Genomic DNA, 15,125 nt, shown 5'->3' on the forward strand with positions numbered 1-15,125 from the left:
CCACAGCTTTTTTAAGTATTCGTTCTCTGCTCGTAGCCGGTGGAGCTCTGCATCCACGCTCTGTTCACGCGTTCGAGGCCTTCCTTTCAAGGGACCTCCAGCTTTTCCTCGCTTCTCTTTCAGTCCATGTGTTCCTTCCTCTTGAAAGTATTTCACCCACCGCTGAACAGATTTGTGGGTAATCCCTAGCTCTTTGGCTACACTTTTATATCCCATACCTTATGCAAGTACATCTGAACTGCCTTTTGCTTAAACTCAACAGAATATGTCTTCCGAATTTCGCCCATGAAAAATCCCCTCCAAGTAAACTTTAGTGCGCTTTCTTAGCACTTGTCTACTCAAAGGGGATAATATCATAGAAGGGGACGGCTTTTTAAATTTAGCGCGACCGGATTACCCGCGGTTACAAGCGTCCGCGAACAACGGTGTCAGGATCATTTCCGACTTCGCGTAAGGCACGACAGGGACCGTGTCAATCCCAGTGCAGTATTCGACATCATGGGCAAATCCGAGCTTGACCAGCTGTCTCGCCGCGCATCCTTCCATAACGGTTTCGAACAGGGAGCCCTTGCAATGCCGGTACGAATACTTCATCGCCATACCCAGATCATTCAGCTGAAGCGGCGCTTCCGAGAGGGACTCCATCGCATCGATGATCATACCAGCGCACAGGCCATCCTCCAGAGAAAAATCGTTGTGGCATCCCGAGCACAGCAGGATGGCATCTTTCCCGAACGATAACAGAGCCGACGCACAGGCCGTCCCATTCATAAACGAAGCGGCAAAAATTCTGGCGGCTTTATGCGATTTGAGCAGCCCTCGGGTCCCGTTGGAGGTGGTCAGTACCACCAGCTTTCCGGCAACCTCCGGGGTCATGTAATCATGCGGTGAATTCCCTGCCTGAAATCCGGGGATTTTCTTATAATACCGCTCTCCACCGACAAACGTTTGGTCTCCCCGCATTTGCTGGGCTTGAGGAACCGTCTCCACGGGCAGCAGCCCGGTTGCGCCTTGGGCCAAAGCCGTGATCATCGTACTGGTTGCCCGCAGCACGTCGATCACAACGGCGCTCTTTTGCACAAACTCATCCGATCTTACTTCGTCCACATTGGCAATGACATCCACCCGCATGGATAAATCCTCCTTATGCTTCTGTAAATAATACGACACCTCTTTCAGCTGCTTAGCCCTGAAGATGCCGATGGTAAAACGGTCCTCTTTTGATTGGGCCAGATGCAGGCAGTTTGTCTGCAGTCGGGTCCAACCCGGCAACTGACAAGTGGATAGGTATTTCATCAAACAATATATGCAAGCCCGGAACATTTTGTTCCGAATATAAGATTTATTAGAATAGGGGCCCCAATGCATTCCGTTTGACTATCAGTGCGGCGGCTCATTTTTTGCGAAGTTATTTTCCGTCTCTTTCTTGTAAAAGACAACTAAAAAGAGAGAGTCCCGCATATCTATGAGGTTAGAAGTACAATCTCAATCTCGCAAAAGGGGGTCATTTTTGTGGACAAGTTCGTGGTCAGTATGGCTACGCTGCGCTTTATCTCAGGGAGTCTGGAAATCGCCGCGGCACTGCTGATGATAAAGCTCGCTCAGGTGGATAAGGCGCTGGCGGTCAATTCCTTGCTGGCATTCGTCGGGCCGACAGTGCTCATCTTGACGACTTCCATCGGGCTGATCGGCGTCGCCGACAAGCTGTCCTGGGGAAAGATGGCGTGGATCTTTTTCGGCGTGTCCTGTCTCTTAATCGGCATACTCAAAAAATGATAGATTACAGTGGTCATAAATTTAGGGGCCAAGCATAGACATAAGTAAGAAAACATCTAGTAATTTATCCGTCGGAAGATGAACAAGCTTCAAGGAGAAAGGCAGCACGGGGGTGGTCCTATTACAAATCGAAACTGGCTGGAGTTATTTCCGGAGCCGGTCAAATCAATCCTTCACCAGCTCCCTCACCATATTCTGAGCGTCGTGGAGGAGGTACGCATTCGTGAAGGCAGGCCGCTGGAGATCAATGGCGCAGGCGAACACCACTACGTGACGGGACAAAGCATGCTTACGCTGGATGCGGACAAGGCGTACAAGCCGCAGCGGGAGGTCAGCCGAAGGCTGCTGGATCTGATCAGCAACCATTCGCTCTACACGATGGAGGAGGAACTGCGCAAAGGCTTTATCACGATACCCGGTGGACACCGCATCGGCTTGGCAGGCAGAACAGTGCTTCACGGTGGACATGTCGAGCATATTCGCGACATCAGCGGATTCAACGTGCGGATAGCCCGGGAAGTGAAGGGAGCCGCGGATGGCATTCTCCCCTTTTTGCTCGACAAGGAAAGTAGAAGGATCCGGCATACGCTTTTACTCTCTCCACCACAGCAGGGCAAAACGACCCTTCTGCGGGATTTGGCAAGACAGATCAGCAGCGGCCTGCTGGGCTCGGGCAAATCCAGCTTGCCGGGGCTGAAGGTAGGCATCGTCGATGAGCGGTCCGAAATCGCCGGCTGCCTCAAGGGGGTACCGAGCTTTGACGTCGGACCCCGCACCGATGTAATGGATGCCTGTCCGAAGGCGGAAGGCATGATGATGATGATCCGGTCCATGTCGCCGGATGTACTCATGGTGGACGAGATCGGCCGGGGAGAAGACGCCGAATCGGTGACAGAGGCGCTGCATGCAGGCATTACGGTCATCGCCACGGCGCATGCCGGCGGAATCGAAGAGCTGAGGCACCGGCCCGCTCTGGCCGGGCTCATGGAAGCTGGAATGTTTGAAAGGTACGTTCTTTTAAAAAGGAAGGGACAAGGGTTAAGCTGCCGGATCCTCGACCAGCAGCACCGGCCGCTGCAGCTTCAGGCGAGCAGCCAGAGAGGGGGGGATTTCCTTGCTTAAGCTTTTTGGCGCCGTACTGATCCTGCTGTCCGGCACGCTCGCCGGATTTCACCAAGCCAGGCAGTTTGCCAGCCGGCCGAAGCAGATCCGGGAGCTGATCCTGGCCCTGCAGCGGCTGTCGACCGAAATCACCTATGGATTTACCCCGCTTCCGGAAGCACTTCGCAAAATTGCGGATCAAATGCGGGAACCTCTCCACACCTTTTTTCTGAATGCAGCACGTGAAATGGGGCCGGCCTCAGGATTGACCGCCCAGGAGAGCCTCCAGCGTTCTCTTCATGAGAATTGGAAACGGACCTCCATGAAAGCACCCGAACGCGAGGTGCTGCATCAGCTCAGCTTCACGCTTGGGACAAGCGACCGGCAGGACCAAATCAAGCATATCCAGCTGGCCGTCGAGCAGTTGAAGCATGAGGAAGCAACAGCCAGGGACGACCAGGCCAAGTACGAGAAGATCAGCAAAAGTCTCGGGCTGCTAATCGGAGCATTGATCGTTATTTTGATCTTTTAGCGAGGTGCCTAGGAATGAACTTTGAAGTGAACGCAATTTTCCAGATTGCGGGAATCGGCATCATCATTGCCATGATTCACACAGTGCTCAAGCAAATGGGAAAAGAAGATATGGCTCATTGGGTGACGGTCATTGGTTTTGTCGTGGTGCTGTTCATGGTCGTCCGGCTGCTCGATAACCTGCTGCAGGAGATCAAAACTATCTTTTTGTTCCAGTAGGGGTTGCTATCCATGGAAATTATTCAAGTGGTAGGCCTTGGACTTCTGTCCACCATTCTCATTCTCGTCATCAAGGAGCACAAGCCGATGTTCGCATTCGTCCTGGCCGCCGCGACCGGCGTGCTGATCTTTATGTTCCTGATCGGCAAAATCGGCATGGTGATCCAGGAGCTGCAGCGGCTGGCCGAGGCGTCGGGAGTCCAGATGATCTACCTGAAAACGATACTGAAAATTATAGGAATCGCTTATATCGCCGAGTTTGGGGCGCAGCTCGTGAGAGACGCCGGGCAGGAGAGCATCGCCTCCAAAATCGAACTCGCGGGCAAGGTGCTGATCATGGTGCTCGCCATCCCCATTATCGGCATTATCATCGAAACGGTGCTTAAGCTGCTGCCAGCCTGAAGGAGGGGGTGAAGACATGCCGGGACTGCGGAGGCTGCCGGACAAAATGCACATTTTTATATTGTTTATCGTGTTCATGGTGGCAGGGATTACCCAGGTCTTCGCGGCTTCCCCCGCGGATCAGCTGATCCAGAGCCAGGCGGAAAATTTGCCGAAGGACCAGGTGGAGAAGTACTGGGACACCTTGATGAAGGAATACGGGGGATTTTTTCCGGACCAGAAAACACCTTCCTTCATGGATATGCTCCTTCCCGGCGGCAGCGGCTTCAGCCTCAAATCGGTGTTGACCGCGGCAGGTACCTTTATGTGGCACGAGGTGCTGTATAACGGCAAGCTGCTCGTCACGATCGTCATCCTAAGCATCATGAGCATGATTTTGGAGACGCTCCAGGCGGCTTTTGAGAGGAAAACGGTTAGCAAGGTCGCCTACGCCCTGTGCTATATGGTCATCATCGTGCTGGCCATCAACAGCTTCAATGTCGCGATCGGTTATGCCAAAGAGGCGATCGACCGGATGATCGATTTCATGATGGCCATGATACCGCTGCTGTTCGCCTTGCTGGCTTCGATGGGTAACATCGTCACGGTGTCCGTCACGCATCCGCTGATCATCTTTATGATCAACACGATCGGAACGTTGATCCACGTGATGGTGTTTCCGCTGCTCTTCTTCTCGGCCGTGCTTCATCTGGTCAGCTCGCTGTCGGATAAATACAAGCTGACGCAGATGGCGAATTTGCTGAGGAACATCAGTGTCGGGCTGCTTGGGGTGCTGCTGACGGTCTTTCTCGGCGTCATCTCCGTGCAGGGCATCACAGGATCCATCACCGACGGGGTGACAATCCGGGCTGCCAAATACGTATCCGGCAGCTTCATTCCGGTCGTCGGCAAAATGTTTGCGGATGCGACCGACACGGTCATCTCGGCATCGCTGCTGGTCAAAAACTCCATCGGTCTGGCCGGCGTCATCATCATCCTGTTCCTCTGCGCCTTTCCGGCCATCAAAATCTTGACACTCGCACTGATTTACAAAGTATCCGCCGCCATTATGCAGCCGCTCGGGGATTCACCGATCACGACCTGCCTGGACACGATCGGCAAAAGCATGATTTACGTCTTTGCCGCCCTGGCGGCGGTCGGACTGATGTTTTTCCTGGCGATCACCATCATGCTGACGGCGGGCAACGTGACCGTCATGATGCGGTGAAGGGAGGGGGAGCCCGTGGAATGGCTGGGAAACTGGCTGAAAGAAGTCATCATGGTGGTGCTGCTCGCCACCTTCGTCGATATGCTGCTGCCGAGCAGATCCATGGAGCGCTACGTCAAGCTGGTCCTGAGCTTGCTCGTGCTGGTCACCCTGCTGAACCCTTTGATCCAAATCGTGACCGACGCGCCGCTCGACAAGCTGAGCGCAGCGATCAGCCGGATGGACCGGCAGCCGGGCGAAGGCGGTTCCAAATCCAGCCTCGATCAAATTATGAATGAAGCCGAGCAGATCAAGCACAGACAGCAGACACAGACACTACAGTGGGCTGGAGAGCAGGTTGCTTCCACCATGAAGGAACAAATCAAGCAGCAAACCGGCGAGGAGCCCGCGAACGTGCAGGTAGTGCTCGGACTGCCGCAGTCGAAGGAAGACCCGAATTCCGGAACTGCTCAGCCGCAACCTTACATTAGTGCGGTAACCGTCACGCTGAGGCACTCGCCTGATGACTCGAGCGGTTCGGGTGGCTCCCAGGGAAAGAGCGGCATCCAAATCGAGCCGGTGAAACCGGTTCACGTGCAGGTCACGATCGAACCGGATGAAAAGCAGGCCGGGACAGACCAGCAAAATTCTGCTTCCGGAGGGGATCAAGCCAAGGAGGTTGACGGCCCTGTGGATGATAAAAGCGCCGGCGAAGTCCGCAAGCTTCTGGCCAGCGAATGGAATATTGATCCGGGTGTGATTACGGTACAGAGCGGGTCTGGGCAGCAGTCCCGGTTATGAAGGCGGAGGTGAAACGATGGGAAAGTGGCTGAAGAAGCTTGAGCAATGGCTGGGGGGCGGACAGGGAGGAACGAAGCGCGTACATACGTTCAGGTGGCTGATCATCGTCGGCTTGATCGGGGTGGCTATCGTGCTGTTCAATTCCTTTGTCAATGTGAAGAAACTCGATAACGAAAACATTGGGAGGGAGCCTCCGGCAGGAGCTGAGTCCCAAGAAACGTTCCAGAGCTCGGCAGGGCAGACTTCGGACTTTGAATCGATTGAGGAAGCGGCCGAAGGCAGGATGAAGGACATCTTGGAGAAAATCGTTGGTGTAGGCACGGTGGACGTCATGGTCACGGTGGATTCCACGGAGGAAATCGTCTATCAGCGGAATGTGAAAGACTCCCAGCAGCAGTCGGAAGAAAACGACGCGAACGGCGGTCAGCGCCATACGACCCAATATACCCGGGATGGCGAGATCGTCACCTATGAACAGTCGGGAACGCAGACGCCGATCATTACAAAAAAAGTAAAGCCGCAAATCCGCGGGGTGCTGATCGTAGCCAAAGGTGCAGAAAACGAAGTGGTTCGCAACTTGATTGTGGACGCGGTGGAAAAAGGCCTGAACGTACCGGGCTACCGTATCTCCGTCGTTCCGCGCAAGCAGGGGTAAGCCGATTTCCCCGATATAATCCAGTTGACTTATGAGGAGGATTTAACGAATGAACAGTAAAAGACAAACGATTTGGTTGGTTTCGATGCTGAGCTTGATGGTAGTCCTGTCTGCTTACTATCTGTTTACGGAGGACTCGGGGACGTCGAAGACGCCGGTCGCGGACAGCCAGCAGGTGGACAGCAAGACAGACAAAGACTCCAAGACGACGGCTTCGACTGGCAGCAAGGACAACGGAGTTGTAGTGGACGAAGTGGTGACTTCGGGGCAATCGGGTGACAAGACGGCGGATGCAGGCAAGGCGGACGGTTCCGCAGCGAAAGATACGGCCCAGGATACGTCGAAGGAAGATGCATCGAAGGATGCGCCGAAGGACACTGCAGCTGCAGGCAGCACGGCGGATAAGGATGCCGCAGTCAAAGATGCGGCTGGGGCGGATGCCAAAGATACGGCTGCTGCAGACAAAACGAGCGGAACGTCAACCGACAAGGCCGCTGATGGCAAAACGGCATCTACCGGCAAAGACGACGGCAAGACAACCGCAAGCACGTCAAAAACGGACGATGAGGTACTCCAAGAGGTGGCTTCCCAAGCTTCGTCAGGCAACAGCATGATCGATTCCCTGCTGTGGCAGCGTTCGCAGGACAATATTAAGAAAACAAACGATCTGATGGCCTCGATCAATGACATGAGCAAGGACAGCGAAGCTTCGGCCAAGGCGAGCCAGGAATTGAACGCACTCGAAGAGAAAGAAACGATCATCGAAAGCATTGAAGAGGAGCTGGAGCAAAAATTCTCCTTCGCAAACGCATTCGTGAAAGAAAGTGACGACAAGTACCAAGTGCTCGTCCTGAGCGACAAGATGGATGCCAAACAGGCAGCCGGCATCGTGCAGCTGGTCATGAAAGAGCTGAAAGTGACCCAGGATAAAGTGAGCGTGAAAGTCGTTTCCGAATAAAATGGCGGAAAAACAGAAATATCGTCGAAAGAGTCCGGGACAGCCCAGGACTCTTTCCATTTCTTCCGATTATGATATAATACTTATCGTTATGTGTATGAATTGTCCGAAGCCACGGCTTCCACGCAGCTGAAGGAGTGAATTGCGAATGTTTAAATTGAACGAGATAAAAGAATTGATCAAGCTGGTCGATGAGACCTCCGTACATGAACTTGAACTTGAATCGGAAGGAGCACGCCTTTCCATCCGCAAGCCGGGCAAAACCGAAGTGGTGAGCGTTCAGGCTGCGCCGCAATACGTACAAGCCCCTGCCGCACAGCCGGCTCCGCAATACGTACAGGCACCCGCCGACAATGTACAGGCCCCTGCAGCAGGCCAGGCAGCAGCACCGGATGCGGCTTCCTCCTCACTACATAAAATCGTCTCCCCGATGGTCGGAACGTTCTACAAAGCCTCTTCCCCGGATACCGCGCCGTTTGTCAGCGTCGGTGACCGCGTTGACGAGAAAACGACGGTCTGCATTATTGAAGCGATGAAGCTGATGAATGAGCTGGAAGCTGAAGTGAAAGGCACAATCGTTGAGATTCTTGCGGAGAACGGACAACTCGTGGAATTCGGGCAGCCTCTGTTTCTGGTGAAGTCGGAGTAGGCACCGCACAATGGAGGAGGTTACTTGCATGAAATTTCAAAAAATTCTGATTGCCAACCGCGGTGAAATCGCGGTCCGGATTATCCGGGCCTGCCGCGAACTCGGCATTTCCACCGTTGCGGTTTACTCGGAGGCGGACAAGGAGGCGCTGCACGTCCGTTTGGCGGATGAGGCATACTGTATCGGTCCTACGCTTTCGAAAGACAGCTACCTGAATTTCACCAACATAATGAGCGTAGCCACATTGACGGAGTGCGACGCCGTTCACCCGGGATACGGATTTCTCGCCGAGAATGCCGACTTCGCGGAAATTTGCGAGTCCTGCAACATTACCTTTATCGGACCTTCGGCCGACGCCATCAACAAGATGGGCGACAAAGCGGTGGCGAAGCAGACGATGAAGAGCGCCGGCGTTCCGGTCATTCCGGGTTCCGACGGGCTGGTCGAGGATCTGGATGAAGCGGTCATGATCGGCCGGGACATCGGCTATCCTTTGATTATCAAAGCAACGGCCGGCGGTGGCGGGAAAGGGATTCGCATCGCAGAGGACGAGCAGGCGCTGATTAAGCAAATTACAGCCGCCCAGCAGGAAGCCCAGAAGGCATTCGGCAACGCCGGCGTTTATCTGGAGAAATATTTGACCGGCATGAAGCACGTAGAGATTCAAATTATAGCCGACAACCACGGCAACGTCGTTCACCTGGGCGAACGCGACTGCTCGGTGCAGCGCCGCCGTCAGAAGCTGATCGAGGAAGCGCCTTGTCCGGTGCTGTCACCTGACATTCGTCAGCGAATGGGTGAAGCCGCGGTACGAGCAGCCCTTGCCGTTAATTATTCCGGTGCAGGCACGCTTGAGTTCCTGCTCGGCAACGACGGTCAGTTCTACTTTATGGAAATGAACACCCGCATCCAGGTGGAGCATCCGGTTACTGAAATGGTCACCGGCGTGGATTTGATTAAGGAAATGATTTCGGTCGGCGAAGGGCATCCGTTGTCGTTTAAGCAGGAGGACGTCCAAATTAACGGCTGGTCGATCGAGTGCCGCGTCAACGCGGAAGATCCGGACCGCAACTTTATGCCGGCACCGGGCAAAATTCAATTTTACCTGCCTCCGGGCGGTCCTGGTGTAAGGGTGGACAGTGCGGCCTATCCGGGTTACAGCATTCCCCCGTTCTACGATTCCATGATCGCGAAGCTGATCGTATGGGCGCCGACGCGCCAGGAGGCGATCGCCAAGATGAAGCGGGCGCTGTCCGAGTTCGTGATTGAGGGCATCCACACCACCATCCCGTTCCATCAGAAGCTGATGGAGCATCCGGTGTTCAACCGCGGCGATTTTGACATTAAGTTTTTGGAGGAAAACGAAATCTGACGCCTGCTTCAGATTGTTTGTCATAAAGTTCCCCAAATGGTATAGTATGAATGATTAGGGGCAATCCTGCTTCCGTCTGAAGCGGTTTTATATATTATCTGAAAGGTGTGTTGATTCAGGGATGAGCACATTACCGAGTGAATTTGAACGTACGGACATCGGTGAAATTCAAATAGCACCTGAAGTGATTGAAGTCATCGCGGGCCTAGCGACGGTAGAAGTGAAAGGCGTTGCCGGGATGAGCGGTGGATTTGCCGGCGGCATTGCCGAGCTGCTTGGCCGCAAAAATTTGTCCAAAGGCGTTAAGGTGGAAGTCGGCCAGCGTGAAGCAGCTGTGGACGTCTCGGTCATTATCGAGTACGGAAACCGCCTGCCGGAAGTGGCGACGGAAATCCAGCGCAATGTCAAACGCTCCATCGAAATGATGACAGGCCTTACGGTCATTGAAGTTAATGTGCATATCCATGATGTTTACTTCAAAAACGCAGAAAGAGCCGAAGACGTTGATTACAGTCAGCGTGTAAAATAAGAGATTCAATGAGTCACCATAACCCCCGACACCTGAAATGTCGAGGGTTTACTCTAATTTAAGGAGGCTGTGCTGTTCGTGGCTAAGATACTGGACAGACTTCTGCTGTTTATATACAGCTTGAGTATCGGAGTAATATGTGTATTTGCCATCCTCCTCATGAGTGATTTGGTTCCGGCTCCCGATGAACTGCTGAACACAGTCGAGCTTCAGCTGACGGTCATCGTGGCGGCGGTGATCCTCTTTTTACTCAGTATCCGCTTCTTCTATATCTCGGTCCGCCCGGACAAATCGCATGTTCACTCCATCGATCAGAGGACCGAATTCGGCGACATCCAGATCTCGGTGGAGACGATTGAGAACCTGTGCCTCAAGGCGGCTTCGCGGGTGCGGGGCGTCAAGGACCTGAAGACCAGGATCCATGTGACGGAAGCGGGTCTTGAAATCATGATCCGTGCCGTCGTTGACGGCGATGTGTCCATCCCGTCCTTGACGACCGACGTGCAGAAGCAGGTCCATGATCACCTTCAGGAAACGACGGGCATTCCGGTCTCTAACGTGGCGGTATATATAGCGAATGTGGCCCATGCGCCAGTGATTAAGAGTAGAGTGGAATAGAGGTGAATTCTCCGAGTGATCTGGAAAGAAATTTGGGAGAGTCACAAAGGACGGATTACCGGTATTGCCGGCGGTATTTTTTTCGGTTTTATTTATTTGTTTGCGGGTTTTTGGGATATGTTGTTCTTTGCATTGGTAGTGTTCATAGGATATTCTGCCGGTAAGAGAAAGGATCTGCGAATGGATTCCTTTTTCCGCTGGCGGGAAATGGGTCAGTGGCTCTCTGAGCGCTGGCGCCCGTTCAAATGAACCCGTGATATGCCTTTCTCCGGAAAAAGAGCTGCAGCTTCTTGATGCCCATATTCTGGAGATTGACATGCTCACGGTTTTTTTGTGCGATTTACGATGTTTATTCCCGCGGTGACCCATAATAAGGACAAGAGGAAATTTCAAGGTTCTAGGAGGAACATGATGAAAAGACGTTTAGCCAGGGAGCTGGTCGTTCAGTGCCTGTATCAAATGGAAATGAACGAAACGACAAGCGAAGAAGCGCTGGAGATGCTGCTTGAGGATGCCGCCGAGGAGAATGATACCGAGCGGACCATCACCAATGAAGCGGAACTGAAGGAATTTGTGCTGGGACTCGTGAACGGCATTTGGGGCAGCAAAAGAGCGGTGGACGACCTGCTGGAAAATTATTTGAAAGGCTGGCAAATGAGCCGCCTCTCCAAGGTAGACCGCCAAATCCTGCGCCTCGCTGCTTATGAAATGCTATACCGCGACGACGTGCCGGCCAAAGTTGCCGTCAACGAGGCGATCGAGCTGGCAAAGCATTTCGGAACAGAGGACTCGGGCAAGTTTGTCAACGGAGTTCTGGGGAACATGATCCGCGAGCTGGATCAATTGAAGTCATAGTAAGCTTGAATAGGACGTCTCAGCCGTCCGCTTTGCCAATTCCAAACATAGGGGAGAGAGAGCGACATGACAGCATCTATTATCAGTGGAAAACAGGTTTCTGAAGATATCCGGGCGGGGATCGCCGCCAAAGTCAAGGAGCTGGCCGCCAAAGGCGTTACTCCGGGACTGGCCGTTGTGCTGGTAGGAGAGGACCCGGCTTCCCAAGTCTATGTGCGAAACAAGGAAAAAGCCTGCCACGATCTCGGATACTATTCAGAGGTACACCGGCTGCCGGCCACAACCACCCAGGAAGATTTGCTTGCTTTGGTGGACAAGCTGAATAAGCAGGATACCATCGACGGCATTCTCGTCCAGCTGCCGCTTCCTGGACACATTGACGAAAAGGCCGTCGTTAACGCGATCGCCGTAGACAAGGACGTGGACGGGTTCCACCCGGTAAATGTCGGCAACCTTGTCATCGGAGACGACAGCCTGCTTCCATGCACGCCGGCAGGCGTCATTGAGCTGATCAAGCGTACGGGCTTAGAGCTGGCCGGTAAGCATGCTGTTGTCATCGGACGCAGCAATATCGTCGGCAAGCCGGTTTCACTGCTGCTTCAACGGGAGAATGCGACCGTGACGATGTGTCACTCCCGGACGATCGGTATGGCGGACATCGCGCGGCAGGCTGATATTTTGGTCGTTGCGATCGGACGGGCCAATTTCATTGATGCGAGCTATGTCAAACCGGGTGCCGTAGTCATCGACGTGGGCATGAACCGGCTGGATACCGGCAAGCTGGCCGGAGACGTCGATTTTGAAAGCGTCAAGGAAGTATCGGGCCCGATTACGCCGGTGCCTGGAGGCGTTGGACCGATGACGATTACGATGCTGATGCAGAACACCCTGATCGCGGCCAAACGGCATCACGGATTGGCTTAACGGAGCTGATGCTATGGAGCCACAGCGTATTTTTTCAATCAAGGACTTAAACCGATACATCCGGATGAAGATGGATTCCGACAGCCTGCTCTCCGACGTCTGGATCCGGGGCGAAATATCGAACTTTACCCATCATTCCAGCGGGCATATGTACTTCACGCTCAAGGATGAGGGGAGCCGCATCAAAGCGATTATGTTCGCCTCCCACAACCAGCGGCTGCCGTTTCGCCCTAAGGAAGGCTCAAGGGTCATCGCGAGAGGAAACGTGACGGTATACGAGCGGGACGGACAGTACCAATTTTATGCCACCCAAATGCAGCCTGACGGGATCGGCAGCCTGTATCTGGCTTATGAGCAGCTGAAGGAAAAGTTGGAGAAAGAAGGCTTGTTTGCAGCAGACCGCAAGCGGCCGATTCCGGAGTTTCCGGAGACGATCGGCGTCATTACATCACCGACCGGCGCGGCCGTACGCGACATTATGACTACGCTGGAACGGCGTTACCCGCGGGCCCGGATCGTTCTCGCTCCCGTCTTGGTTCAAGGGAAAGGGGCCGCTCCCTCCATCGTGAAGGCCATTCGGATGATGAACGAGCTGGATGAAGCGGACGTGCTGATCGTCGGCCGCGGCGGCGGATCGCTGGAGGAGCTGTGGGCATTTAACGAAGAAGCGGTCGCGCGGGCGATCCGAGCTTCGCATATTCCGGTCATTTCGGCCGTCGGGCACGAAACGGACTTCACCATCGCGGACTTCGCCGCAGACCTAAGGGCGGCGACTCCGACCGCGGCCGCAGAGCTGGCCGTGCCGCATGCTGGCGAGCTGAAGGCGCGGCTGCAGCAGCGGGAACGGCTGCTGCTGCAGCTCCTTCAGCAGCGGGTGAAGCGCAGCCGCCAGCAGCTGGCGGCACTGCAGCGCTCGCCCGTGCTGCTGCATCCGCGGCGCTACATGCTGCAGCATGCGGAGCGCCTGGATATGCTGCGCCAGCGGCTCAGCGGCAACTTGCGTTCCCGGGTTCAACTGAACCGGGAAAAGAGAAGCCGCATGTACCATGCGCTGATGCGGTACAATCCGCAGGAGCAGCTGAACGGGGCCCTGAACCGCAACGAGGCGGCGCGCCGGCAGCTCCTTCAGTCGATGCAGAACATGTTGAAAGACAAGAAATCCCAGCTCTCTTCCGGCGTGCGCCATTTGGACGCCCTCAGTCCGCTAAAAGTTATGGCCCGCGGTTACAGCCTCGTCTACGACGAGCAGGAGACGCGTTTAATTAAATCGATCAATGAGGTACAGCCTGGCGATGTGGTCCATATTAAAGTGAACGACGGCCAGTTATCCTGCCAGGTATGGGAACTGAAGGAGGATGGACAGGAACATGGGGAATGAAAAAGAGCTCAGCTTTGAAGACGCGATGATTCAGCTCGAGGATATCGTCGGCGAACTGGAGCACGGCGACGTTCCGCTCGAAAAGGCGATCGAGCTGTTCCAGCAGGGAATGAAGCTGTCGCAGCTGTGCGGGCAGAAGCTTGAACAGGTGGAACGCAAAATCGAGATGATCGTCGAAGAGGACGGGGAGCTTCGCAAGAAGCCGTTCGGCGGCGGGCAGCTCGACCAGGGCGGCGGTGAAGTTTTTGAGTAACCGGGTTTCGTTCCAGGAATACATGCAGCAGATTTCCGAAAAAGTAACCGCCTCCTTGGAGGACAGCCTGCCGCATCATTGGCAGGTTCCTTCATCTTTAAAGGAATCCATGACGTATTCCTTGATGGCCGGAGGAAAGCGGCTCCGTCCGCTGCTGGTGGTTGCGGCCTGCGAAGCGCTTGGAGGCAACGCGGAGGCTGCCCTTGATGCAGCTTCCGCCGTGGAAATGGTGCATACGTATTCGCTCATCCATGATGATTTGCCTGCAATGGATAATGATGACTACCGCCGAGGCAAACTGACCAATCATAAAGTATATGGCGAAGCAACCGCCATCCTGGCAGGAGACGCCCTGCTGACGCATGCTTTTTATACGATCGCCCGCATCGCGGCAAAACACGGCATCGATGCGAACCCGATTCTGGCCATCGTGCAGGACCTTGCGGAAATGGCCGGTCCAAGAGGCATGGTCGGCGGACAGGCGGCCGATATGGAAGGCGAGCAGGGAGTCACGAATCTGGAGCATCTTCAGTATATTCACCAGCACAAGACGGGCGACCTGATCATCTTCTCGCTGCTGGCCGGCGGACGGATTGCGGGAGGCTCGGACGCCGATTTAGAAGCGCTGCGAACGTTTGGCAGCCGGCTTGGACTCGCCTTTCAAATCCAGGACGATATTCTTGATCTGGTTGGAGACGAGGCAAAACTGGGTAAGAAGACACAGAGCGACATTAAGCAGGAGAAGGTGACATATCCTTATTTTATCGGGTTGGAGGCTTCGCAGAAGCAGGTGGAGTCATTGACACGGGAAGCCAAGGCGGCTGTTTTGGAGGCTGGTTTTCAGGAACCGGGCCGCCTGCTGGAAATCGCCGATTATTTAATGCACAGAGATCATTAGCGTATGATGCTTTATGTACG

21 protein-coding genes are annotated in these 15,125 nt (G+C 54.3%); 19 read left to right on the forward strand and 2 right to left on the reverse strand.

The annotated features are described in order from the left end of the window. Nucleotides 1–216, reverse strand: a 216-nt coding sequence (locus CJP46_RS37535; RefSeq protein ID WP_373557993.1) for a helix-turn-helix domain-containing protein, incomplete at its 3' end; no start/stop codon positions are given. A 177-nt stretch (nt 217–393) separates the two neighbouring features. After that, nucleotides 394–1,131: a 2-phosphosulfolactate phosphatase gene (locus CJP46_RS13585; RefSeq protein ID WP_094596173.1), complete on the reverse strand. Its 738-nt coding sequence runs from the start codon at nt 1,129–1,131 to the stop codon at nt 394–396. Between the two features lie 375 nt (nt 1,132–1,506). Here CJP46_RS13585 and CJP46_RS13590 point away from each other — a divergent pair, with 375 nt between their 5' ends. The 19 genes from CJP46_RS13590 to CJP46_RS13680 all read left to right on the forward strand — a co-directional run bounded on the left by CJP46_RS13590 (nt 1,507) and on the right by CJP46_RS13680 (nt 15,105). Next, a complete protein-coding gene (locus CJP46_RS13590) occupies nt 1,507–1,776 on the forward strand; it encodes a YqhV family protein (RefSeq protein WP_373558003.1) in 270 nt (89 codons plus the stop codon). A gap of 78 nt (nt 1,777–1,854) precedes the next feature. Beyond that, complete coding sequence (spoIIIAA, locus tag CJP46_RS13595) at nt 1,855–2,898, forward strand: stage III sporulation protein AA (protein WP_094596174.1); 1,044 nt, start codon at nt 1,855–1,857, stop codon at nt 2,896–2,898. After that, nucleotides 2,891–3,409, forward strand: coding sequence for a stage III sporulation protein SpoIIIAB (spoIIIAB, locus tag CJP46_RS13600; protein ID WP_094596175.1), 519 nt, complete (start codon nt 2,891–2,893; stop codon nt 3,407–3,409). Before spoIIIAA ends, spoIIIAB begins: the two co-directional genes overlap by 8 nt. 14 nt (nt 3,410–3,423) lie before the next feature. Then, complete coding sequence (spoIIIAC, locus tag CJP46_RS13605) at nt 3,424–3,627, forward strand: stage III sporulation protein AC (protein WP_076170008.1); 204 nt, start codon at nt 3,424–3,426, stop codon at nt 3,625–3,627. A gap of 12 nt (nt 3,628–3,639) precedes the next feature. Next, the gene (spoIIIAD, locus tag CJP46_RS13610; RefSeq protein ID WP_076170009.1) at nt 3,640–4,029 is read left to right on the forward strand and encodes a stage III sporulation protein AD; all 390 of its coding nucleotides are present in this window, start codon (nt 3,640–3,642) and stop codon (nt 4,027–4,029) included. Nucleotides 4,030–4,075: 46 nt separating this feature from the next. Beyond that, entirely contained in the window at nt 4,076–5,236 is a 1,161-nt protein-coding gene (spoIIIAE, locus tag CJP46_RS13615) for a stage III sporulation protein AE (protein WP_256992394.1), read from the forward strand. Nucleotides 5,237–5,251: 15 nt separating this feature from the next. Next, nucleotides 5,252–6,016: a stage III sporulation protein AF gene (gene spoIIIAF, locus CJP46_RS13620; protein ID WP_094596177.1), complete on the forward strand. Its 765-nt coding sequence runs from the start codon at nt 5,252–5,254 to the stop codon at nt 6,014–6,016. A gap of 16 nt (nt 6,017–6,032) precedes the next feature. Then, a complete protein-coding gene (spoIIIAG, locus tag CJP46_RS13625) occupies nt 6,033–6,671 on the forward strand; it encodes a stage III sporulation protein AG (protein ID WP_094596178.1) in 639 nt (212 codons plus the stop codon). A gap of 49 nt (nt 6,672–6,720) precedes the next feature. Beyond that, on the forward strand, nt 6,721–7,629 hold the full coding sequence (locus CJP46_RS13630) for a SpoIIIAH-like family protein (RefSeq protein ID WP_094596179.1): 909 nt from the start codon (nt 6,721–6,723) through the stop codon (nt 7,627–7,629). Nucleotides 7,630–7,777: 148 nt separating this feature from the next. Then, a complete protein-coding gene (gene accB, locus CJP46_RS13635; protein WP_094596180.1) occupies nt 7,778–8,278 on the forward strand; it encodes an acetyl-CoA carboxylase biotin carboxyl carrier protein in 501 nt (166 codons plus the stop codon). Between the two features lie 28 nt (nt 8,279–8,306). Beyond that, on the forward strand, nt 8,307–9,650 hold the full coding sequence (gene accC / locus CJP46_RS13640; protein WP_094596181.1) for an acetyl-CoA carboxylase biotin carboxylase subunit: 1,344 nt from the start codon (nt 8,307–8,309) through the stop codon (nt 9,648–9,650). Nucleotides 9,651–9,771: 121 nt separating this feature from the next. Next, nucleotides 9,772–10,179: an Asp23/Gls24 family envelope stress response protein gene (locus CJP46_RS13645; RefSeq protein WP_076170016.1), complete on the forward strand. Its 408-nt coding sequence runs from the start codon at nt 9,772–9,774 to the stop codon at nt 10,177–10,179. Between the two features lie 78 nt (nt 10,180–10,257). Beyond that, the gene (gene amaP / locus CJP46_RS13650) at nt 10,258–10,797 is read left to right on the forward strand and encodes an alkaline shock response membrane anchor protein AmaP (protein WP_094596182.1); all 540 of its coding nucleotides are present in this window, start codon (nt 10,258–10,260) and stop codon (nt 10,795–10,797) included. 15 nt (nt 10,798–10,812) lie between these two features. After that, complete coding sequence (locus CJP46_RS13655; protein WP_076170017.1) at nt 10,813–11,046, forward strand: DUF2273 domain-containing protein; 234 nt, start codon at nt 10,813–10,815, stop codon at nt 11,044–11,046. Between the two features lie 162 nt (nt 11,047–11,208). After that, on the forward strand, nt 11,209–11,652 hold the full coding sequence (nusB, locus tag CJP46_RS13660; protein ID WP_094596183.1) for a transcription antitermination factor NusB: 444 nt from the start codon (nt 11,209–11,211) through the stop codon (nt 11,650–11,652). 66 nt (nt 11,653–11,718) lie between these two features. Beyond that, entirely contained in the window at nt 11,719–12,576 is an 858-nt protein-coding gene (gene folD, locus CJP46_RS13665) for a bifunctional methylenetetrahydrofolate dehydrogenase/methenyltetrahydrofolate cyclohydrolase FolD (protein ID WP_094596184.1), read from the forward strand. Between the two features lie 13 nt (nt 12,577–12,589). Beyond that, complete coding sequence (gene xseA / locus CJP46_RS13670; RefSeq protein ID WP_094596185.1) at nt 12,590–13,954, forward strand: exodeoxyribonuclease VII large subunit; 1,365 nt, start codon at nt 12,590–12,592, stop codon at nt 13,952–13,954. Next, entirely contained in the window at nt 13,944–14,207 is a 264-nt protein-coding gene (gene xseB / locus CJP46_RS13675) for an exodeoxyribonuclease VII small subunit (RefSeq protein ID WP_094596186.1), read from the forward strand. Before xseA ends, xseB begins: the two co-directional genes overlap by 11 nt. Nucleotides 14,208–14,229: 22 nt before the next feature. Continuing rightward, nucleotides 14,230–15,105, forward strand: a complete 876-nt coding sequence (locus CJP46_RS13680) for a polyprenyl synthetase family protein (protein ID WP_094596851.1) — start codon at nt 14,230–14,232, stop codon at nt 15,103–15,105. Nucleotides 15,106–15,125 lie beyond the last annotated feature (20 nt).

The organism is Paenibacillus sp. XY044 (genome assembly GCF_002257645.1).
Lineage (GTDB): Bacteria > Bacillota > Bacilli > Paenibacillales > Paenibacillaceae > Paenibacillus_AQ.